This window comes from Pseudomonas sp. MAG002Y, from assembly GCF_019400845.1.
Lineage (GTDB): Bacteria > Pseudomonadota > Gammaproteobacteria > Pseudomonadales > Pseudomonadaceae > Chryseomonas > Chryseomonas luteola.
This window is the reverse complement of sequence record NZ_WOEJ01000006.1, coordinates 15,411-36,212: the sequence shown is the minus strand read 5'-3', so window position 1 is coordinate 36,212 and position 20,802 is coordinate 15,411. Positions and strand designations below refer to the sequence as shown.

The window sequence follows — 20,802 nt, the reverse complement described above, 5'->3', positions numbered from 1 at the left end:
CCTCACCCTATTCAAATCGATTGGTGCATTCACGGTAGCGCAAGCCGCCTTGCCTCATCACACCGGGTGATGCCTTGCGGGTGGCAGAGAAGATCAAACCCTGCGGCAGCGACATGCAAGCTCTCTTGATTGACGACTCCTAAGCTCTGGACATGAAGCCTCACCGCTTGCCTTAGAGCCTTGAGAATAGCCAGGAATCCCTTATGTCTACTGCCGAACTCATTACGCCTCTCGAGACTGTTACCCGTTTTCTGTCGCTTACGCATTCCAGCTTCGTGGATGGCCAGCCCAGCACCGCTTCTCGCGGCGATGTCATTGCGGTAAACGATCCCGCTTCGGCCCAGGCCATTTCACAGGTAAGGCTGGCCGAGCGGGAGGAAGTAGACCGTATCGTCGAGTCCGCCCGCGCTGCGTTTGTCGCGGGCACCTGGAGCAGGGCTCGACCGGCTGATCGTGAGCGCATCCTCCTGCGCTTTGCTGATCTCGTCGAAGCCCACGGCGAGGAACTGGCGCAACTGGAAACGCTGGAACAAGGTAAATCGATCCATATTGCCCGCGCGATTGAAGTCGGCGGAGCAGTTGAATACATGCGTTACATGGCCGGGTGGGCCACTAAGCTCGAAGGGCAGACGCTCGACGTCTCGATACCTGTTCCAACCGGCGCCCGTTACAACGCTTATACGCGCCGTGAGGCAGTTGGCGTAGTGGCAGGCATCGTCCCCTGGAATTTCCCGCTCATGATCGCCCTGTGGAAAATCATGCCGGCCCTGGCCTGTGGCTGCTCTATCATCATCAAGCCCTCGGAAGAAACACCTCTTACCGTGCTGCGGGTAGCCGAGCTGGCCATAGAGGCCGGCGTTCCGCCCGGTGTGTTCAACGTACTGATCGGCCGCGGCTCGGTAGCGGGTGCCGCACTGGTGGCGCACCCCAACGTCAGCAAGGTGTCCTTTACCGGCTCTACGGCCATCGGCAAGCAGATCGGGACTGCCGCCCTGCAAAACATGACACGATTCTCCCTGGAGCTCGGTGGCAAGAACCCTATGGTGCTGCTACAAGACGCCGACCTTGAAAAAGCAGTTGCAGGCGCGCTCATGGGCGGCCTACTCAATCAGGGTCAGGTGTGCGCCGCCGCTTCGCGCATCTACGTGCCGCATGCGCTAAAAGCGGACTATGTCGAAGCGCTTAGCGCCGCGGTAAACGGCATGAAGATCGGGCCGGGGCTGGACCCAACCACACAAATCAACCCGGTCGTTTCACGCCGGCACCAGGGCAGTGTTCTTCAGCATCTAGAGCTGGCACGCCAGCAAGGAGCTACTGTCACGACGGGAGGCAATGCACCCGACCTGCCCGGCTATTACATCCAGCCTACTGTGCTGGCCAACGTTGAGCACCACATGGCGGCGGCGCGCGAAGAGATTTTCGGACCGGTATTGTCCGTTATCGCTTACGACTCACTGGATGAAGCCATCCATATGGTCAACGACAGCCAATACGGTCTCACGGCCAGTCTCTGGACCAATGATCTGACCCGTGCCATGGACCTCATTCCCCGCATCGAGGCGGGTACGGTCTGGGTCAACAGCCACGTACCGGTCGACCCGAACCTGCCTTTTGGGGGCTACAAGCAATCCGGTATTGGGCGGGAGTTCGGCCGCGGCGCTGTCGAAGCCTTTACCGAACTCAAATCCGTGTGTATTGCCTACTGAGCCTGATGAACGCGGCCTGAGCATGCTCAGGCCGTCATCGACTGGCTACGATAGTCCCGCGGGGACCTTTCGAAGTGCTTCTTGAACGTCCGGCTGAAGTGAGCCGAGTCGGTAAAGCCCCATTTGAAAGCAATGTCTGTGATCGACTCGTTGACCAGACGCTGATCGAGCAGATCGGCAGCGCTGCGTGCAAGTCGGGCACGCTGGATATAACGGCAGACGCTATCGCCCTCTTCTTCGAATAGCCGATACAGCTGGCGGATGGAAATGCCCAGCTGCGCCGCCAGTTTGGCAGGGCTCAAGGACGCATCGGCCAGCTGGTCGTGGATCAGTTGTTCCACTCCGCTTCGCAGTACGCCGCCCTTGGCCTGGAGCTCAACGGCCATTGTGGGCGCACTGGCTGTCAGGGCGGGTTTCAACAGGCTGATCAGCGAATCCTGGAGCGCCTCACCTTCATCATCCTGCCACTCCTGTGCCGGCATACCCTCGGCCAGCTGGGTACAGATCAGCCGAAGCAACCGGCCGCTGGCACTGCCTGAATTAAGCTTGCCAAAAATATGCTGTTGATCGGCCAGATGCCTGGACACCGCCTCGCGGGGAAGATGAATCGAGCAATGCTCCATCAAACCAAGCGGATTGATTTCGCAGGTGCCTGCAGAATCAACCAGCGCCATCTCACCGGGCACCAGATCGATGGTATGCCCATGCTGCGTGATCTGTGCTCGCCCGGATCGCTGCATGACCAGAAAGCAGTATCGATCACCATCTTGATCATGCCCTCGTTTGCGAGCCAGGCAGGCCGCGTTGGTCTTGACCATGGCCAGTTCAAGTCCGGCTATACGCCGCTGGGTAAGCTCGCCGATAAACAGCGAACCGGTCAACGAGGGCTGCGCGGTAAACCGGCGGCCACAAAAAGCGCGAATCGTTTCTAGCCAGATTGAAAACGCATCGAGACGTTGGACTTGCATGGCATTTCACCTCGGCTGTCATTCAGCCTGTTGTTCTTGTAGATAGTTAACATGTTATCAATTTACTACGAAACTACAGAGGTGCAAGCCCTGATTCCATATGAGCTGATGACCGACCTCTCATTTCACTATGCCATGTTCCCTGCCACTGCGGCAGTTTGCGCCCGCCAAAAAAGACTAAATGGCGATAACCCGTTAAACTACGCCTTTTTTTGTTTGGATTTTGAAAGTCGAGGGGCGATTTCGAAGGCGAAATACTACTCATGCCAATGAGCACACGCTGCCCTGAGGCCAACATCCACTGCAATACCTCGTCGCATTGCGAAGCGGCGACTGTTTTAGCTTGTACTGAAAGGAAGTAATACCATGGTAATGCACTACTCCACCGGCACTGATCAAGTCGCTTGCGGCCGCAGCAGTCCTAATGTCTCTACCCAGCCTGATCAGGTTACCTGCAAGACATGCCTGCGCTCGGCGGCTTATGCAGCGGCAACAGTAACCGACACTCAGGCTCAGGAGATTGCTGCTCCCGTACCGGCTGCCAAGGCACAGCCTGTTGAGCAGTCCGTAACCTACCGTACCCGTAGCGTTGCGTTTGCCGAGTGGCAAAACAAGCTGGCCGATGGCAGCCGCCTGCCTCGCGGTCGGCATTTCAAGGGGCCACAAAAGAAAGCCGCGTTCTAATACGTTGCAGGGTGCCAGCGTAAGGCATGACCTTGCCCTGGCGCCTGTATCAGGTGGCCGATCCCGGATAACTACTGCCGCCGATAGGTCAAGCCTGCCTGGGTCGTTACACTTGCCATCCTATCCGCTACGAACAGAACACATGACCCATCGCCTCTTCACTGGTTTTATGCTCATGGCAGTCCTGCTACTAAGTGGATGCCAGAGCCGCTCGCTGACACCCGTTGAAACCACCTTGCAGGCGCGTCCCCTCCCGCTTGACCAGGTCAGCCGCCAGTCGGAATGCCGCTCCCTTGCCGAGCTCTACTCCAGTTGCTACGTCGCCCTGGCAACCTGGACATACGCCAAGACCGAGCAGAAGGCCACCCCGGAGGAACTCGAAGCGGCCATGCACGCTGCCAAAGCCCGCGCATTGAAACTAAACTGCCCGACGTTCTGGGAAGAAGACTGACGCCCTGCCTAAAGGCGATTGATCGGAATTTTCAGGAAGGTCGCCCCGGACTCATCTGCAGGTGGCATTTCACCCGCCCGGATATTGATCTGGATCGACGGCAGAATAAGCGTCGGCATCGATAGCGTTGCGTCCCGACGGCTGCGCATCTCAACAAAGGCATCTTCGGCAATACCGTCGTGCACATGGATATTGCTGAACCTTTGCTCAGCCACCGTCGTCTTCCAACATACCTCTCGCCCAGCGGGTGGATAGTCGTGGCACAGGTACAATGTCGTCTCGGCCGGTAGCGCCAGTATCCGCTTGATGGAACGGTACAGTTGACGGGCACTGCCACCGGGAAAATCGCACCGTGCGGTTCCTACGTCAGGCATGAACAATGTGTCGCCTACGAATACCGAATGCTCCGCTACCTGATAGGCCATATCCGCGGGTGTATGCCCTGGAACATGCAGCGCACGCGCCGCTAAACGGCCAATGTGAAACAGCTCGTCCGGCTCGAACAGATAATCGAATTGTGAGCCGTCCAACCGGAACTCAGGCTCCAGGTTGAAAACATCACGGAAAACGCCCTGAACCTGGCGGATGGGAGCGCCAATGGCAATCTTGCCTCCCAGCATACGTTTCAGGTAAGCCGATGCAGAAAGATGATCGGCGTGGGCATGGGTCTCAAGCAACCATTGCACCTTGAGACTATGCTCCTGAATAAATGCAATGATCCGGTCAGCCCCATGTGTGCTGGTTCGCCCGGCCTTGGCATCGTAATTCAATACCGAATCGATGATGGCGCATTCCGAACCATCCGCCTCGAATACCACATAGCTGATGGTAGCCGTGTCGGCATCGAAAAATGCCTGTACTAAAGGAGTCATGTCTATTACCTCTCCATCGATCTACCTTTTTACAATATATTGAATTATATATTGTATGAAAATAGACTGATTGGGCGCATGACGAGGAAGGGACCAATGGCAACTCAGCTTTCTACCACCGAAGTCGCTCTGCTCAGGGCCTCTGCTTCAAAAGCCTGCACACTGCTGAAAGCGCTGGCCAACGAAGACCGCCTCCTGCTGCTCTGTCAGCTGACCCAGGGTGAGCGCAATGTGGGCGAGCTGGAAGACCTGACGGGTATCCGCCAACCGACGCTTTCTCAACAGCTGAGCGTCCTTCGGGAAGAAGGACTGGTCAATACGCGTCGCGAAGGCAAGTACATCTATTACGCCCTTGCCAGTTTCGAGGTCGTCTCCGTCATGCAGACACTGTCCAGCCTGTACTGCGGTCAGGCCCTGAAAAGCGTGCAGTAAAGAGTCATCTCTACGTTCAACCTGTCTGCGCTAGCGCCATAGACTTTTTGTTGTTTCCTACGCTGTCTGGAGTTGCCCATGGACTACCCCATCAACCGACTCGATGAAACGTTCGCTACGTGCGGACAGCTACAGCTCGATGACCTGCCTGGCATCGCTCAGCAAGGCTACCGCAGCATCATCTGCAATCGACCGGATCATGAAGGTGGACCAGAACAGCCTCTTAGCGAACAACTTCGGCGCCATGCCGAAGCATTGGGCTTGAGCTTTGTCTATCTCCCTGTCATACCCAGCACCCTTCATGAGGGGCAGGCCCAGCAGTTACAGGCGTTACTCAGCACGCTCCCCCATCCGATTCTGGCGTTCTGTCGCACAGGTAACCGCTCTACCCAACTGTACCGAATGACGTGCGAGAACGAAGCGGCAAGTAGCCAATACGACGTCGTCATCATGGGCGGTGGGTCAGCTGGTATCGGCGTCGCTGCCAGCCTGCTGCGCCGTGCCCCTGAGCTGAAACTCGCCGTGGTCGAGCCCAGCGATCATCATTACTATCAGCCCGCCTGGACGCTTGTAGGGGGTGGAGCCTACGACGCAGCGGACACGGTTCGCCCGATGGCCAGCGTCATGCCGCACGGTGTCACTTGGATTCAGGCATCGGTCAGCGCGTTCGCCCCGGAGCGCCAGAGCGTGCTGCTCAGCAACGGTAAGCAACTGGGTTATCAGCAACTGATCATCTGTCCCGGTCTGCAACTGGCGTGGGAGCGCATCACTGGGCTGGAAGACACGCTGGGCCAACAGGGTGTGACGTCCAATTACCGGTATGACCTGGCCCCTTACACCTGGGAGCTGGTCCGAAACCTGAGGCATGGGAAGGCGCTATTCACTCAACCGGGGATGCCGATCAAATGTGCCGGTGCGCCCCAAAAAGCCATGTACCTGTCCTGCGATCACTGGCTGCGACAAGGGGTGCTGAAGAACATCCAGGTCGAATTCAACCTGGCAGGCGCAGCGCTGTTTGGCGTACCGGCCTTTGTCCCACCTCTGATGGCGTATGTAGAGAAATATCAGGCATCACTGGCTTTTCAGTCCAATCTGGTCGCTGTCGACGGCCCTGGCAAAACCGCCTGGTTCGAAGTTACCGCCGCTGACGGTAGCGTGAGCCGTCAAGCCAAAGCGTTCGACCTCCTGCATGTGGTGCCACCGCAACAGGCCCCTGATGTAGTTCGGCGTAGTACGCTGGCCGATGCGGCGGGCTGGCTTGAGGTCGATCCGGCTACCCTTCAGCATCCTCGTCATCCAGACATATTTGCCTTGGGTGATGTGTGCGGCACCAGCAACGCCAAGACGGCGGCAGCGGCACGCAAGCAGATCGTGGTCGTAGCAGAAAATCTGCTGGCCTTGCGCAAGGGGCATCCCCTGCCAAGCCGATATGATGGTTACGGCTCCTGCCCACTTACCGTCGAAAAAGGCAAGGTGATCCTGGCCGAGTTTGGTTATGGTGGAAAGCTTTTGCCGACCTTTCCCTTTGATCCCAAGGTGCCGCGTAAATCCGCCTGGTTGCTGAAGGCCAGCGTACTGCCCCGCTTCTACTGGAACGGCATGCTCAAGGGCCGTGAGTGGCTTACCCGCTGCGCCCAGAATTAAGGGAACCCGCTTCGTGCTGCTGGCCTCTCTTCTCGGAATCGGTATTGGCCTTGTGTTAGGCCTGACAGGCGCAGGTGGAGGTATCCTGGCGATCCCGGCATTGACGCTTGGTCTGGGCTGGGCCCTCTCTCAGGCTGCTCCCGTTGCGCTGCTTGCAATCGGCATCGCGGCGACCCTGGGTGCAGTGGACGGGCTGCGCAAAGGTCTGGTGCGATATCGGGCAGCGCTACTCATGGCCGCGTTGGGACTTTGCTTTTCGCCACTTGGAAGTCAGCTGGCGCATCACTTGCCCAATCGTACCCTCATGCTTTGCTTCTGTCTGATCATGTTGTTTGTTGCCATCCGCATGCTGCTTCAGAGTCGGGCTACGGTAGATCAAGCCTGTACGACTCACGGCCCGCTTCAAAAAAATTGCATGCTGGATCCAACGACTGGTCGCCTGCATTGGAATGGTCGATGCCTGGCTACGCTTTCGATCATCGGAAGCCTGTCGGGCCTGTTGACCGGCATGCTCGGTGTGGGGGGCGGCTTTCTGATCGTCCCGGCCTTGCGCCAATGCAGCGATATCCGCATGCAGGGCATCGTGGCCACTTCGCTGATGATGGTGGCGCTGATTTCCCTGGGTACCGCAGCCGGTGCGCTTTATCGCGGCGTCACGCTTGGCTTGCAGGCAGAGCTTTTCATAGGTGCTACGCTTGTAGGCATGCTTGCCGGGCGCCTGCTGTGCAAGCATTTACCGGCCCACCTCTTGCAGCGGTCGTTTGCGGTGCTTTGCCTGGGTGTCTGCGTTTACCTGTTCATGACTGTTTTCTAATCAGCTCCGATTAATCTGGTCCTTTAACCGCAAGAGAGGATTCAGTCGATCAAACTGATCTGGGTTTCAGACAGACCCTTACTACCGTAAGACCACGGGAACGCTTAGTACAGCAGACGACTATCTTAGCCAGCACACTTCCACGCTTCACCCATCATTGAGAGCAATAGTTGGCACCAGTAGGATCGATTTCACGCATAGTAGGCGTGTGCGATTCAATGACCTCATCGAAACCAACCACCCCATCGAAGAGGTCATTATCATGAAATACGCCATTGCTACTGCCCTGCTTGCCTCAGCCTTCGCTACCGGCGCGTTTGCTGCAGACTCTCGTTCAGCACAGGACAATATTCCGGTGGAACAGTATCACTACGGCATGAAGATTGATGTCGCCAAAGTCATTTCGATCGAAAAGGCCGACACGAACGACCTCAACAATGCCGAACCTGCAACCATGGTGTATCAGGATCATCAAGGCAACGTGCATAAATTGCAGTACCTGGAAAGCGTTGAACGGCAAAATACGAATGGTTGATACGACCAGTACAAAGCCCCGGCCACGCGGGGCTTTGAGACTTGGCCTGCACCAGCAGCACTCCTTGCTCCCGACTAAGCGCAACGTCCCTATCACACCTCCAGAGCAGATTTCCAGGCGGCTCTGACCTCTCGATCAGGCCATCGGACATCCGATGCTCATCCGCATGACCTAGCGCTGCGCCCCTTCTGAACACACCGCAGCACGATCAACTTGACAGACCTCCCCACCACACCAAAGATTACACAGAACGTAATCGATTTACGATTTCGACTGATATTTTGATTGATCTCCAGAACTGCCTTTCTCTGACCGCTAGTTGATCCGCGCGCCCATTTTGCCTGCACAAATAAAAACAAAAGGTATTGGCAATGCAGAACCAAATAACCAGCTTTCGCGATGCTCTCGATTCACATCCCGTATCACGCTATCAATGGCAGATACTGGCGTTGCTGGCGCTCTTGCTCATCAGTGACGGTTATGACGCTCAGCTACTGGGCTACGTGGTGCCATCTATCGCCCAGGAATGGGGACTGGAGAAATCGGCCTTTGGACCGGTCTTCAGTGCAAACCTGATCGGCCTAACCGTTGGCTCTCTGCTCGTTACACCACTTGCGGACCGCGTAGGTATCCGGCGAGTGCTCATGAGCTGCGTTCTGCTGTATGCCTGCCTTACCTTCGTCACCGTCTATATCGACTCGTTGCAGGGACTGGCGATACTGCGCTTTTTTTGTGGCCTGGGGATGGGCGGCGCTATGCCCAGCGCAATGGCACTGATGTCGGACTACTCACCACCCAGGTTGCGTACCCTAATGGTCACATTGGCCGCCTGTGGGTTCTCGTTTGGCGGCGCAGCGGGCGGCTTCGTAGCAGTGGCGTTCATGGATCGTTTCGGCTGGCATGCCGTATTCGTCATAGGAAGTGTAGCCCCGCTGCTGCTCTTACCTTTCCTGCTCATGCTGCTACCTGAGTCTCTGCCACGTCTGCTAAGGGATGCCCCGCCCTACGCCCGGCTGACCGCTGTCACGTCCCGCATGGTTGCCGGTTGGCAGCCGCCAGCACCAACCGTTGACAGTCAACAGGAGCCTGCCTCTGCCATAGCCGTGGTAGATCTCTTTCGCAACGGATACGCGAGACCTACCCTGTTTCTCTGGGCGACGTTTTTTGTCAGCCTGATCCTGCTGTATTTCATGATCAGCTGGTTGCCCTCTCTCCTTCAGGAAAGCGGTATGCAGCGAAACTCGGCAAACCTTGCCACGTCGATGTTTTTGTTTGCCGGTACATTGGGTGCCATGCTCCTGGCATACTTCATGGACCGGGTGGCCAGCAAGGTTCGCTTGCTGAGCTGTATCCTGGCGGGCGCAGCCGCATTTACCGTGCTGCTTGGGCTGACACATCAGTATCAGGCCCTGCTGTTGGTGTTCGTATTTGCCGCGGGCTTTTGCACCATAGGCGGTCAACTGACCTTGAATGCCTTCGCAAGCAATTTCTACCCCGCGCAGGTACGCGCAACTGGCGCAGGTTGGGCGTTGGGCATTGGCCGCTTTGGCTCGATTCTCGGGCCTCTCCTGGGTAGTCTGCTGCTCGGCCTGCATTTGCCAGCCCAAACCATCATTGTGCTGGCTGCTATTCCGGCTATCCTGGCCGCCTTGCTGATTCTCAACGTTAAAACCCCCTCACACAACGCGACGCCGATTAGGCAACATGACCATGGTTACTCCCACGGGCCCATCCAGCGCTCCAGTGATCAACCGCCGGAGCTCAAAGGTGAGGCGCCTCTGTAATCGATCATCTCAAGGTTCCGCTGGGGCAGACGACCAACGTCCTGCCCCGCCTGACTTGAGAAAGGCCTTCTCCCCTTAATCCTTGAGTAAAAATCAAAAGTATTCTGAGGATTAAGGGCTTATTCAGATGATATCAACCGATCACACTGAGCTCCGAACCCTTTGCTTGGGACGCAGCCGTGTCCCTCCAATCCTTTCGGAGAGCCCGTTATGAGTATTCCTTCCTTTGGCCTTGGCACCTTCCGTCTCACAGGACAGACCGTCATCAACTCGGTACGCCACGCTCTTGACTTGGGCTATCGTGCAATCGATACCGCACAGATATACAACAACGAAGCAGACATTGGGCAAGCGATTGCCGAAAGCGGTATCGCACGCGAACAACTCTTTATCACGACGAAAATCTGGGTAGACCACTACGCAAAAGACAAACTGATTCCCAGCCTGCAGGAAAGCCTGAAAAAACTCCGGACCGACTTCGTGGATCTGACGTTGATTCACTGGCCCGCACCGGGTAATGGTGTAGGGCTACCCGAATTTATGGAAGCATTGGCCCAGGCGCAGCACCAGGGCCTGACACGCCAGATCGGTATCTCCAACTTCAACATCGAACTGACCCGACAAGCCATCGACATTGTTGGTACAGATGCCATTGCCACCAACCAGATTGAGCTTAGCCCTTACCTGCAGAACCGTAAGCTTGTTCAATATTTGCAGGAGCAGAATATTCCAGTGACCTCCTATATGACTCTGGCCTACGGGAAGGTACTCAAGGACCCTGTCATTAATGCCATTGCCCATAAGCATCAGGCAACGCCAGCGCAGGTTACGCTCTCTTGGGCGTTACAGCTGGGATATGCAGTCATCCCTTCCTCGACCAAGTTAGAGAATCTGGCCAGCAATCTGTTAGCCCAAGAGCTGCGTCTGGATCAGGAGGACATGGCAAAAATCGCCTTACTTGAGCGAAACGCTCGTGAGGTCAGTCCTGAAGGGCTTGCACCCGCTTGGGATTAATCACCTGCATGACCGTAACGTACGGTACTCTTCGAATGCCGCTTTATTGTCTTCAGGCCGTATGCTGACCTGCCCTGTTTCTTTCCATGCTAGGAGAATCGCTGTGACCAACGCCTATGCTTCTATCGAGATCAATGTGGATGCTGAGCAGATATGGCAACTTATGGGAGGCTTCGGCTCCCTGCCTGGCTGGCTGCCGTTTGTAGTCGAAAGTCAGCTGAGTGAAGGGGGTCGGGTCCGGCATCTGAAGGATATCGAAGGTAACGTCATCATTGAGCGGCTGTTAAGCTTTAACGAGGCTGAAAAAAGCTACCGCTACACCATCATCGAAGGACCTGCCCCGATCAAGGACTACGACTCTACGCTGCGTGTACTCACGGATGTATCAGGAAAGAGCGCCAAGGTTGAATGGTTCTGTACCTTTACAGCGACCCATATCAGCCAGGCGGAGGCTGAAAGTCTATTCACGCAGTTCTACCAAGATGGGCTGACGGCGCTCAAGCAGGCAGTCGAGGCTCGGTAGCCGCTTGAAAACATAAAAGCAACGATACGCCTGCTTTTGCAACCTCACGGCGGCCCTTCGAGGCCTGCCGTGATAAACCTGAACGGCCCGCTACTCCGCTTCGCTGAACTGCATTTCCGGCGGCTGAGTACGAAACCCGTGCGTGAGTTTGCCCAAGTAGATAACTCCGAGTGTGAGCCAGCTCAGCCCTAATAGAATGGCCATCGAGTCCAGGCTGATCATGAGGTAGAGATCTGCGCTGAGCCCCAGCAACGGGCAGACGACAGACAACAGGATTTCACGTATACCGCGCTGAGTCGCACCGAGATAAAAGTGAAAGATTACCGCAAGGTTCACCAGGCTGAACGCTAGAAATGCGCCGAAGTTGATGAACGAGGTCGATGTCGCTACATCCAGCTTCAATGCCAGTAACGCAACAATGCCACACAGGAACAGATTGTTGACTGGCGTACCGAAGCGCCTTGAAAGCTGACCGAAAAACGACTGGGGAAGCACACCGTCACGGCCCATGGCAAACAGTAGCCGTGAGACGCTGGCCTGCGCAGCCATACCAGACGTGAACTGCCCCACAATCAGCCCCATCAGAAACAGCGAAACAAAGATATCGCCGCCAATGTTACGGGCAATCTCATAAGCTGCAGAGTCGACATTGGCGAACGCCATGCCTGGGTGTACCCGCTGGACCCAGTAAGATGCCAGGATAAACACCAGTCCGCCGACTAGAGTAACCAGCAGGATTGCCTTGGGTATCGTACGCTCCGCATTCCGGGTTTCCTCCGTCAGGGTACTTACGGCGTCGAATCCAAGAAACGAATAGCAGGCTATTGCCGCGCCGCTCATGACCAGCGGCCACTGCAAATGACCGTCCATAAACGGTGCCAGCGTGAACAACGGCTCGCCAGAGCCCTGTACATAATGGACGCACAGCACCACAAAGGCAGCCAATACCAGGAATTGAACCAGCATCAAGGCTGTATTAATCGTACTGGCGAGCTTGAGCCCCACTACGTTGATCACCGTAGTAAGTGCGATGAAGCCCAATACCCAAACCGCTTGAGGGATAGCGGGAAATGCGGAACTCAGGTAGGCAGCTCCAATCAGCCAGATCGCCATAGGCAGAAACAGGTAGTCCAGAAGAACCGCCCAGCCGGCGATAAAGCCCAGCTTGGGGCTTATAGCCTTGCGTACATAGGTATACGCGGAACCTGAAACCGGAAACGCCGCCGCCATGCGACCATAACTGATGGCGGTAAACAACATGGCAACCAGCGCTACCAGGTAGGCGGAAGGCACATGCCCACCTGTGTTCTGGGCAAGAATTCCAAACGTGCCGAGCACAATAATGGGCGTCATATAAGCGATGCCGAACAGCATCACCGCCCCTAACGAAAGGGTGCGTTGCAGATGGGCCATGAACAACTCCGTATAGTGATTGTTGGTACCGCGCTTACGCGGTCGGGTGTTGTGGCAGTGCTGAATCAGCAAAAAAGATAATTGTTGTTATACGTTTATTGGCCTAGATAATAAGTTCGCGAATCCCTCCCGGTTGCTCGATCAGCTCCCCCGGCAAACTCAGGCGACGGTCATCGAGATACCGATAATCCTTGCGCACCGCCTGAAGCTGGCTCAGGTCCAGCGATGCGCTCAAGTGCGCCTCTTCCCGACCGGCCTCAACCAGCATGTTTCCAAAGGGATCGACTACCGCACTGCCTCCTGCAAAGGTGAGGTCGCCATCGCCTTCACCCACGCGGTTCACCATCACGGCAAACGCCTGATTTTCGATTGCGCGGGCCATGATCGCGGCTCGGTGTAGAGGTCCATAAGGGTCCATGTTGCCGTTGGTTACGATAATGAGCTGTGCACCCAGTTGCGCCAGCGCGCGGGCGGTTTCGGGAAACTCGATGTCATAGCAGATCAGCAGACCGACCCGAACACCGTTCCACAGACAGGTCGCAAAGCGGTCACCAGGCGATAGCACTCCCTGATCCGACGACCACAAGTGCGTCTTCCGGTAACGCAGCGCAATTTCATCCGGGGTAATCAGAAGCGTGGTGTTGTAATAACGCTCGCCATCCGCTTCAGCAAAGCCGATGGCGACCGAGACCTGTCTGGCATGCGCAGCCTGACGAACCCGACTGATCGTCGGGCCATCAATGGGCTCGGCGACATCTGCCACGTTTTCATGGGTTGGAAAACCGCTGAGGTGCGTTTCTGGAAACACAATAAGCTGTGTATCCGGTGCACAGGCTTCGATAGCCGTCAATGCCGTTTGCAGGTTGTAAGCCTTGTCGCCATCACGGCCAGCCACCTGGGCCAGTTCAATCTTCATGAATGCTCCTTGATACATCAGCCGTATCGAACACATTGGTTTGGCAGTATGGTGCCCGCGGTTTGGCATGATAATCACGCCGGTGGGTTAACCCTTTTGAGGTAGGCATGGGTATGGAACTAAAGGATATCGCCTGGCATCAGTCGGTTGGTCAACTGATTGATGCGCTCGATGCGCCCAACTTCTGGATCAGGCTGGTACGATTACTGGCGCGCTATCTGCCCTTCGACAGCTGGGTAACACTGCTTTTCAGTGCTGGCAGGCCCGTTGTACTGGCAGAAAGTCTGACCAGTGATGGCGGACCTGATCCGCTGTTTCAGGACTACATCAACGGCCTGTATCTTCTTGACCCGTTCTACATCGCCTCTCGTGAGCGAGCCCACAATGGCCTGGTTCGGCTTGACGACGTCGCACCAGAATGTTTTGAGCAAACCGATTATTATCGCCTCTACTTCCGACTGAACGTGGTCGCTGACGAAATCCAGATCAACTGCCAGATCGATGCTGATCAGACGCTTTGCCTGTCCCTTGGCTCGCGCCAGCGTTTCAAACCTGACCAGATAGCCCTGCTCGGTCTGATTCAACCTTGGATAATGGGTCTCATGCGTCAGCGCCTACGCTTCGAACAAGGCGCCAATACGCCCTCTGTTCCAGCGTGGCAACACCGGCTGGAGACAACCAGCCAACGCAGCGAAATGCCGTTGACCACCCGTGAGATGGACGTTGCACGTCTAGTACTGAGTGGCTGCTCCGGCAAGGAAATTGCGCGGAAGCTGGATATTTCTGTCGAGACCGTCAAGGTCCATCGAAAACACATCTATACCAAGCTCAACATCAAATCCCAATCCGAGCTGTTCGCGGTGTTCTTTCAAATCAACTGATGTATACCGGCTGGGTAGCTACCGTGCTGGTAATGCTGAGCCTCATCAATAACCGACAGGAATTACGACAGACGTCGTAATTTTGGAGACCTGTACGTATTCTCCACCCAAGGTTACTCCCAGGCAGAATTGCTATTGATATGTGCCCTCGGCGCTTTTAACCGCCGAAGTCGTATCAGCCTGAATAGAGTTTTTGCAGAGGGTATTAGGGGTAAATAAACGTAAGCAGGAGGATTGATTGTACTCAGCCGAGCACCTGACCGGCTCGTTTCGCCCTGCTCCGGTCTGCTTCAATCAACGGTGTGCCAAAGGGCTCTGGCATGCCTCAGACAGCTCACTCTTTTTTCTAGTTATTTTCCTCAAGAAAACCAACGCTATACCGATAGCCTTCTAATGAAAGCCTCCAACTGGCAAACCATGAGACGCCAGGAAGGCACTGCACTCGGGTTGAAGTTTCCGGGCGCACATTCTCATTAGAGGCATTCAGGTCTTGGAAAGGCCTGCTCGAACAGAAGGTATAACGACACATGTCCACCTCAGCACTGGCGCTGATGTTTGTCAGCTGCATCCTTTTATTTTTATTCATGGCCTATGTGGACCAGGTTGCAGACCGTTATCAACTGGATAAGGCTCGTCTGCGGGCAGACCTGAATGACCGGATTTACCGTATCGGCACCTTGTCGGAAACCTTTCCAGCCCAGTTCATGACACCTGAACTCAAACAGCTTCTAGTCAGGCTTGAACTCAACCTTATTCAGCGCATCGGCCGCCTGGAAAAACCTACCGAAGCCCTGACGGAGCGCGAGTCCCTCCTGCAGGAGCAGGAAAAACTCGGTCTGGACATTTCGATCGAGAATCAACCATGCCCTCTGTCAAGCGAGGCGGCCTTCAAAGAGGTGAGCTTTCAGCTGGAAACCCTTAATAGTCAGGTTCACCGCGCCGTACAGGATGGTCTGCTTACCAAGGCGGATGCTTCCGGCTGGTTCAAGTCAGTCAGATATTGGCTTGCGCTCAGCAATATCGAAATGTTCGATAACATGGCCACCCAAGCGCTTGAGTCAGACCAGCCCCGCCTGGCAAAGCGCGCTTATGAACGTGGCCTTCAATATATTCGCAACCAATCTGATCAAATGGCGTTTCAAGCCCAGCGCGAAGCTTTTGAGAGCGGTATAGAGACCGCTGAGAATGCCATCGAGAAACAGACCCAGGCCGAACAGCAACTCAAGGCGCCTCCTGTTGAAGAAAAGGCACCTGAGCCTGAAGAGGGCAGCGAATGGAAAAAGAAGCCACTCTACGACAAGAGCGAGGTGTGAGCGTTAGGCCAGATACTCAACACAGTCCGCCTCGCTCGGCAGCGGTACTTCCCACCGATAGAGCATCCGCTGGATATCCTGATTTCGCAATGACGTGTTTCGCCTGGCGTTACGCTGAAGAATGACCCGCTCCGGCTGCTCAAGATAAATGATTCGTATTGAGGCGTTGTATTGGTAGAGCAAATCCAGGGTCTTCTTGCGCATTTGGCCGGACAGATGCGTTGCGTTCCAGACAAAGGCCTCCCTGCTCCGTAACAACGACTTAGCGGTATCCACCGCATAATGAGCGACGGCCCCTTCGTTCTTGCCATGAGCAAGCCCCAGTGCGTCCCGTGCATCATCGTAAGAAACGACCGGCAGCCCTGGCAGGTTTTCTGCGACCCATGTGTTCTTGCCACTGGCAGGCAGACCCGCCATGACCACCACATCGGAGCCCTCCTGCTCCCGATAATGACTGAACGCCGGATGAATACGGGCACCGCGAAAATAGCTCATCCGTGTGTAATCATCAGGAAAAGCCTTGGCTGAATACAGGCAGCTTTCTTCCTCCGCCAGCTGTTGAAACAACACGATATCATCCAATACGTGCTGCTTGTTCGGGTAGATACGCCCTTCTATATCCGCGATGGCCATAGCGATCAACATCCAGAGCGGTAGCTCCCAGGACAGGCGATGTGCCAGAAACTCTGGAGAATGTCCTGAGCGATCACCGCTCAACGCCCAGAACGGCACCTGATGCACACTGATGATTCGGCAAATGGTTTCTCGCAACGAGAATGGCACGCCTGCCTTCCAGAGCAATATGCGGGCATCAATTGAACCACGACGAGAGTGTCCCGGTTGGCCGATACGCCCAGTGACCTCATCTATAACAGTAGTGTCCGGCTTGGCAATGTCGTGCAAAAGTGCCGAGTAGAACAGTACGAAACGCTCTTCAGTACTTGCGCGTTCATAGGCACTTCCACCTACCATGGTTTCAACCACCATACAGGTATGGGTCCAGACATCGCCTTCGCCATGATAGGCAGGCTCCTGCGGCGTACTTGCCAACCGAGTCAGTGCCGGTATTGCTTCTACGCACCCCTTGAAGTCGGGCTGCTGGCCTGGTGCAGCAACCAAGCGCTCAAGTGTTTGAAAATCCATATTCCATTTCTCCTTGTTATTGTTTGTTCAAACATTCCCACGTCACGATAGGTACTGGTGCATAGAGATCAACATCGGGCGCAAGCTCATTGGGAATGTAGGGCTGACGCAAGTGATGCTCATTGGCGTCCAGAATGGTCTGCACGAAGTCTGGCCTGACCCACTTCATCCGTGCGACTGTTTCGCAGGCTGTCTCGACTTTCAGGTAAAGCCCTTCCATCAGATCAGAGGTATCGCATTGAGACCATGCCTTACTCAGGTCTAGCCCTTCACGCCGCACTGTATCTTCGAACCGCTCTCTCCACCAATCGGTTCGGGCCCAGGACTTGCCAACCAGTGCCAGCAGGTCTTTGAGCCTTACAGGCGCAGGACCCTCATACAACACAGGTACAGACAGGACAGGCCCGCCGGCTAACAACACGCGGCGCTCAGCGGTTGACAGAAAGATCTGCCTACGACGATCCCAGATGTCGAACTCGAAAAAGACACCCGGCAACTGATCGTAGAAAACCGAATGCTTCTTGCTCATGACCTCGCCAAACATCACGTAGCGATCCTCGAGGCGTTCGAGCAGGAACAATTCATGGACGCGTGCCCATTGCTTGAACAGATTGAACTGTTTTTCACGTGAGCCGCCGATGAGGTAATGCCCACGCGACTGAAGCAAAAGCTCTGCTCTGGAGGAAAAGCTGATTGCCGCATTAGCGCCATCAAGCTTTTCCTCCACCACGATGAATTGCTCTTTCAGCGTGCTTAGCTTTACCTGGTCATGATCGCAGTCACCAGGTTGCAGGCGCGACGACTCCAGGTGAGGCGTTCGCGGGTATTTAAATAATTCATGTAATTGCGCATAGACGCGCGGGTCGAGAGTCATGGTCTTCTCCAAACAAACAGGGAAAACCGACAACGCTCAGGAACGATAGATGACAGCTACGCGCAGACCAACCGCTTACCAGGACCGTTGTCGGATCAGATGTAAAGGTTGATGCAGGGCACTGGCTTCACCACGTTGGAAAGGGGGTCAAACGAAGGGCACGAATTAGGCCCGATTAAAGCTTCGTCTGTCAAACATAAAACCAGCTATTCGTTATGTCCGTCAAATAGTGCAAAAAGCCGCCCGAGGGCGGCTCTTGTATAGCTCACGTTATTTCAGCGGCCCGACGGCAGTACAGCTGTTAGCACTCTGTACATACTTTTGCAGCGTGGCCCACTGAGGACGATCCTGGCCATTCAAGGGTTCTACTGAAAGCTTGTAGCTACCCCAGCCCGGACCAGCCGCCCAGTACGTGGCAGGAATACAGTTCTGCTGGAGGTATGAGAGCAGATTATCCATCAGTGGCAGCCAGCGAGCATCGTCACCTGGCACGCCAAATTCAGCGATATAGCCCTTCTTCCCGTTCTTTTTCAGCCAATCCACGAAAGGCTTTGCACGATTGACGCCCAGCATCGCGTTGAGCTGGCTGGTATCTTCCGGGCTATAAGTACCGCTGCCGTCCTTGTCCAGATAGACGTGCGCTGCAAAGATGATGTTATTGGCCGAGTCCTTGAGGCTGAGCAGACTGTCATTGTAATAGGGCCATAGCGATGCATTGGACCAGGCATTACCTTCCACAATCACCGGGTGAGTATGATCCACTGTTCGTACGCCATCGATTCCAGACTGGGCAGCCTTGAGCCAGTAACTATCCATGTCATGCGGCTTGGCCATGATGTCATACCCATACAGGGCAGGATGGCTGGCCCAGCGGTAAGCAATTCGGTACATCAGGTCCCAGAAATGGGTGTAGGTAACCTGCCCCGCCCCAATGATATTGCCGTTGTAGCGCCCATTGTTATGCACATCCATGATAACCTTGATGTTGTATTTCTGGGCCAGGTTCATAGTGGTCTGGATCAAGCCAACCTGGTTGGGATCAAGCATTGTGCTGAGCTTAGGCTGTATGCGCTCCCATAGAATAGGAAAGCGGATCAGACGGATCCCTTTCTGATTCCACTGCTTGAAATCCGCCTCTGTGGGATACAGGTAGTCAACACCGTTTTTGCCGGGTACGACGTGTGGAGCAAACGCTGCGCCTGACAAATTCAAGCCAACCAGATCTAGCCCGCTGCGGGTGACAGGCGTTACCGGTTGCACGACAGGTTTCGCCGGTTGGCTAGGCGTAGCGGGCTGTGCAGGTGCAGGGGCAGGTGCAGGAGTTGCTGGTTTTGCTGGCATGGCAGGCACTGCTGGTGTAGCAGGCGCAGTCACGGGTTGACTCGGTGTAGCAGGTGTTGTCGTAACAGGCTTACTCGGCGCAGGAGTGGCAGGCTTTGATGGAGTAGCAGGCTGCGCAGGAACTGCCGGCTGAGCCGGTTTAGCGGGTTGGCTTGGTGCTGTTGCGTCGGTACCGTTTATAGGTCCAAACGCAGTACATCTGGTGTTATTGACGTACTTTTTGAGAGTTGGCCATTGAGGACGCTCAACACCATTTATAGGCTCCACAGACATAAAATAGTTACCCCAGCCCGGACCTGCCGCCCAATAGGTGGCCGGAATACAATTCTGCGCCAGATATGCCAGCATGTTATCCATGATGGTATTCCAGCGAGAGTCATTGTCCGGGATGCCAAACTCACCGATGTAGCCTTTCTTGCCGTGCTTCTTTAGCCATTCGATAAAGGGCTTGACTCGCTCAACGCCATACATGGGGTCAAGCTTGCTGACGTCAACGGACTCGTAATTGCCGCCCGCATTGTTATCAAAGTAGGTGTGCGCAGAAAAGATAAGGTTATTTGAAGGATCCTTGAGATCGAGTAACGTATTATTCCACTGCTCCCAGCGCGTAGCCTCGGCCCACCCGTTGCCTTCGACAATAATGGGGCGAACGGTATCAACCGCACGTACGCCATTGATGCCGTATTGAGCTGCCGTGTTCCAATAGTTCAGCGCACCATTAGGCTCATTCATGATGTCGTAGGCATAAAGCGACTTCTGGCTGCTCCAACGCTGCGCGATCTTTGTCATGATCTCCTGATATCGCGCATAAGGCACACCGCTTGTTCCAATGATCTGGCCGCGATATCGAGCATAGTTATGAAGGTCCAGAATGATCTTTACGTTATGCTTTTCTGCATAGCTGAACGTGCTATCGATCAATTGCACATACTTAGCGTCCAGCGCACCGCCAAGCGTAGGCTGCAGCCGCTCCCAGATAATTGGGAAGCGCACCAGTTTTATGCCCTTCTCACTCCACTGCTTGAAGTACGATTCTGTCGGAAATATATAATTGGTTCCGTTGATGCCGGGCAGCACGTGTGATGCGAAGCCAGCCCCAGACAAGTTCAGCCCCACCAGGTCGACCGATGCCACAGCCGAAGACGAAACCAGTAACGCCGCCAATGGTAGCGCGCATTGCCTCATTACTTTGAAAGCCAGACTACGGGAACGCCTGCTTGAGCTTTTCATGAATTCCCCAATAAACCTAAAGTGTCATTTCTGAAGTGCGCACTTAACGGCCGAACCTAAAAGGCTCGTATCAAGACTGTTATCGTTTTGGTCTTCAGGCAGAACTAACTACCTTGCTTGGTGGCCGAGCGTGGCTGTACTACCGGGGATTGAGAAAAGCGTGCCACTCAAAAAGCAGTGAAAACAATATCAATATGACACTATTGTTTTTCGTCAATACATATAAAATATATTTAAAATCAATAACTTATAAAAATTTTTCTC

General features: G+C 55.0%; 19 protein-coding genes. 12 read left to right on the top strand and 7 right to left on the bottom strand.

What is annotated here, in order from left to right; all coding sequences use genetic code 11:
- The first annotated feature begins 203 nt into the window (after positions 1-203).
- Entirely contained in the window at positions 204-1,706 is a 1,503-nt protein-coding gene (locus GM154_RS10140; protein WP_258019797.1) for an aldehyde dehydrogenase family protein, read from the top strand.
- A gap of 26 nt (positions 1,707-1,732) precedes the next feature.
- Here GM154_RS10140 and feaR read toward each other — a convergent pair whose 3' ends face one another.
- Positions 1,733-2,674: a transcriptional regulator FeaR gene (gene feaR / locus GM154_RS10135; protein ID WP_019366232.1), complete on the bottom strand. Its 942-nt coding sequence runs from the start codon at positions 2,672-2,674 to the stop codon at positions 1,733-1,735.
- Positions 2,675-3,040: 366 nt separating this feature from the next.
- On the opposite strand from feaR, the gene GM154_RS10130 reads away from it, so the two are divergent.
- Both GM154_RS10130 and GM154_RS10125 read left to right on the top strand, forming a co-directional pair.
- Positions 3,041-3,358: a hypothetical protein gene (locus tag GM154_RS10130; protein ID WP_219652149.1), complete on the top strand. Its 318-nt coding sequence runs from the start codon at positions 3,041-3,043 to the stop codon at positions 3,356-3,358.
- Between the two features lie 142 nt (positions 3,359-3,500).
- A complete protein-coding gene (locus tag GM154_RS10125; RefSeq protein WP_010799017.1) occupies positions 3,501-3,809 on the top strand; it encodes a hypothetical protein in 309 nt (102 codons plus the stop codon).
- A gap of 8 nt (positions 3,810-3,817) precedes the next feature.
- Here the strand turns inward: GM154_RS10125 and GM154_RS10120 are convergent, their stop codons facing one another.
- Positions 3,818-4,681: an MBL fold metallo-hydrolase gene (locus GM154_RS10120; RefSeq protein WP_219652148.1), complete on the bottom strand. Its 864-nt coding sequence runs from the start codon at positions 4,679-4,681 to the stop codon at positions 3,818-3,820.
- Between the two features lie 96 nt (positions 4,682-4,777).
- Here GM154_RS10120 and GM154_RS10115 point away from each other — a divergent pair, with 96 nt between their 5' ends.
- From GM154_RS10115 to GM154_RS10085, 7 genes are all read left to right on the top strand, one after another.
- Positions 4,778-5,113 (top strand): helix-turn-helix transcriptional regulator, encoded by a 336-nt coding sequence (locus GM154_RS10115; RefSeq protein WP_010799015.1) that lies wholly within the window; start codon positions 4,778-4,780, stop codon positions 5,111-5,113.
- Positions 5,114-5,191: 78 nt separating this feature from the next.
- The gene (locus GM154_RS10110) at positions 5,192-6,757 is read left to right on the top strand and encodes a bifunctional protein tyrosine phosphatase family protein/NAD(P)/FAD-dependent oxidoreductase (RefSeq protein WP_219652147.1); all 1,566 of its coding nucleotides are present in this window, start codon (positions 5,192-5,194) and stop codon (positions 6,755-6,757) included.
- A gap of 13 nt (positions 6,758-6,770) precedes the next feature.
- A complete protein-coding gene (locus tag GM154_RS10105) occupies positions 6,771-7,571 on the top strand; it encodes a sulfite exporter TauE/SafE family protein (protein ID WP_219652146.1) in 801 nt (266 codons plus the stop codon).
- Positions 7,572-7,833: 262 nt separating this feature from the next.
- A complete protein-coding gene (locus tag GM154_RS10100; RefSeq protein WP_010799012.1) occupies positions 7,834-8,106 on the top strand; it encodes a DUF2790 domain-containing protein in 273 nt (90 codons plus the stop codon).
- 371 nt (positions 8,107-8,477) lie between these two features.
- The gene (locus GM154_RS10095) at positions 8,478-9,890 is read left to right on the top strand and encodes an aromatic acid/H+ symport family MFS transporter (protein WP_219652145.1); all 1,413 of its coding nucleotides are present in this window, start codon (positions 8,478-8,480) and stop codon (positions 9,888-9,890) included.
- A 210-nt stretch (positions 9,891-10,100) separates the two neighbouring features.
- Positions 10,101-10,904, top strand: coding sequence for a 2,5-didehydrogluconate reductase DkgB (dkgB, locus tag GM154_RS10090; protein ID WP_219652144.1), 804 nt, complete (start codon positions 10,101-10,103; stop codon positions 10,902-10,904).
- Positions 10,905-11,007: 103 nt separating this feature from the next.
- Positions 11,008-11,427: an SRPBCC family protein gene (locus tag GM154_RS10085; RefSeq protein ID WP_219652143.1), complete on the top strand. Its 420-nt coding sequence runs from the start codon at positions 11,008-11,010 to the stop codon at positions 11,425-11,427.
- Between the two features lie 90 nt (positions 11,428-11,517).
- On the opposite strand, the gene GM154_RS10080 is transcribed toward GM154_RS10085, so the two are convergent.
- Positions 11,518-12,840, bottom strand: a complete 1,323-nt coding sequence (locus GM154_RS10080) for an APC family permease (RefSeq protein WP_219652142.1) — start codon at positions 12,838-12,840, stop codon at positions 11,518-11,520.
- Positions 12,841-12,943: 103 nt separating this feature from the next.
- Positions 12,944-13,756 carry a carbon-nitrogen hydrolase family protein gene (locus GM154_RS10075; RefSeq protein ID WP_219652141.1) on the bottom strand — a complete coding sequence of 271 codons (813 nt, stop codon included), beginning with the start codon at positions 13,754-13,756 and terminating at the stop codon, positions 12,944-12,946.
- Between the two features lie 107 nt (positions 13,757-13,863).
- On the opposite strand from GM154_RS10075, the gene GM154_RS10070 reads away from it, so the two are divergent.
- Together GM154_RS10070 and GM154_RS10065 are read left to right on the top strand one after the other, a co-directional pair.
- Positions 13,864-14,637: a LuxR C-terminal-related transcriptional regulator gene (locus GM154_RS10070; protein WP_219652140.1), complete on the top strand. Its 774-nt coding sequence runs from the start codon at positions 13,864-13,866 to the stop codon at positions 14,635-14,637.
- A 527-nt stretch (positions 14,638-15,164) separates the two neighbouring features.
- A complete protein-coding gene (locus GM154_RS10065; RefSeq protein WP_219652139.1) occupies positions 15,165-15,950 on the top strand; it encodes a hypothetical protein in 786 nt (261 codons plus the stop codon).
- Between the two features lie 3 nt (positions 15,951-15,953).
- Here GM154_RS10065 and GM154_RS10060 read toward each other — a convergent pair whose 3' ends face one another.
- The 3 genes from GM154_RS10060 to GM154_RS10050 form a co-directional block, all read right to left on the bottom strand.
- Positions 15,954-17,093 (bottom strand): AAA family ATPase, encoded by a 1,140-nt coding sequence (locus tag GM154_RS10060; RefSeq protein ID WP_219652138.1) that lies wholly within the window; start codon positions 17,091-17,093, stop codon positions 15,954-15,956.
- Positions 17,094-17,109: 16 nt separating this feature from the next.
- Positions 17,110-17,967, bottom strand: a complete 858-nt coding sequence (locus GM154_RS10055; RefSeq protein WP_219652137.1) for an RNA ligase family protein — start codon at positions 17,965-17,967, stop codon at positions 17,110-17,112.
- A 270-nt stretch (positions 17,968-18,237) separates the two neighbouring features.
- Complete coding sequence (locus GM154_RS10050; protein WP_258019796.1) at positions 18,238-20,538, bottom strand: glycoside hydrolase family 5 protein; 2,301 nt, start codon at positions 20,536-20,538, stop codon at positions 18,238-18,240.
- Positions 20,539-20,802 lie beyond the last annotated feature (264 nt).

Coding starts and splice junctions, on each gene's coding strand:
- GM154_RS10140 (WP_258019797.1), top strand. CDS start 204: ATGTCTACTGCCGAACTCATTACGCCTCTCGAGACTGTTACCCGTTTT.
- feaR (WP_019366232.1), bottom strand. CDS start 2,674: ATGCAAGTCCAACGTCTCGATGCGTTTTCAATCTGGCTAGAAACGATT.
- GM154_RS10130 (WP_219652149.1), top strand. CDS start 3,041: ATGGTAATGCACTACTCCACCGGCACTGATCAAGTCGCTTGCGGCCGC.
- GM154_RS10125 (WP_010799017.1), top strand. CDS start 3,501: ATGACCCATCGCCTCTTCACTGGTTTTATGCTCATGGCAGTCCTGCTA.
- GM154_RS10120 (WP_219652148.1), bottom strand. CDS start 4,681: ATGACTCCTTTAGTACAGGCATTTTTCGATGCCGACACGGCTACCATC.
- GM154_RS10115 (WP_010799015.1), top strand. CDS start 4,778: ATGGCAACTCAGCTTTCTACCACCGAAGTCGCTCTGCTCAGGGCCTCT.
- GM154_RS10110 (WP_219652147.1), top strand. CDS start 5,192: ATGGACTACCCCATCAACCGACTCGATGAAACGTTCGCTACGTGCGGA.
- GM154_RS10100 (WP_010799012.1), top strand. CDS start 7,834: ATGAAATACGCCATTGCTACTGCCCTGCTTGCCTCAGCCTTCGCTACC.
- GM154_RS10095 (WP_219652145.1), top strand. CDS start 8,478: ATGCAGAACCAAATAACCAGCTTTCGCGATGCTCTCGATTCACATCCC.
- dkgB (WP_219652144.1), top strand. CDS start 10,101: ATGAGTATTCCTTCCTTTGGCCTTGGCACCTTCCGTCTCACAGGACAG.
- GM154_RS10080 (WP_219652142.1), bottom strand. CDS start 12,840: ATGGCCCATCTGCAACGCACCCTTTCGTTAGGGGCGGTGATGCTGTTC.
- GM154_RS10075 (WP_219652141.1), bottom strand. CDS start 13,756: ATGAAGATTGAACTGGCCCAGGTGGCTGGCCGTGATGGCGACAAGGCT.
- GM154_RS10070 (WP_219652140.1), top strand. CDS start 13,864: ATGGGTATGGAACTAAAGGATATCGCCTGGCATCAGTCGGTTGGTCAA.
- GM154_RS10065 (WP_219652139.1), top strand. CDS start 15,165: ATGTCCACCTCAGCACTGGCGCTGATGTTTGTCAGCTGCATCCTTTTA.
- GM154_RS10060 (WP_219652138.1), bottom strand. CDS start 17,093: ATGGATTTTCAAACACTTGAGCGCTTGGTTGCTGCACCAGGCCAGCAG.
- GM154_RS10055 (WP_219652137.1), bottom strand. CDS start 17,967: ATGACTCTCGACCCGCGCGTCTATGCGCAATTACATGAATTATTTAAA.
- GM154_RS10050 (WP_258019796.1), bottom strand. CDS start 20,538: ATGAAAAGCTCAAGCAGGCGTTCCCGTAGTCTGGCTTTCAAAGTAATG.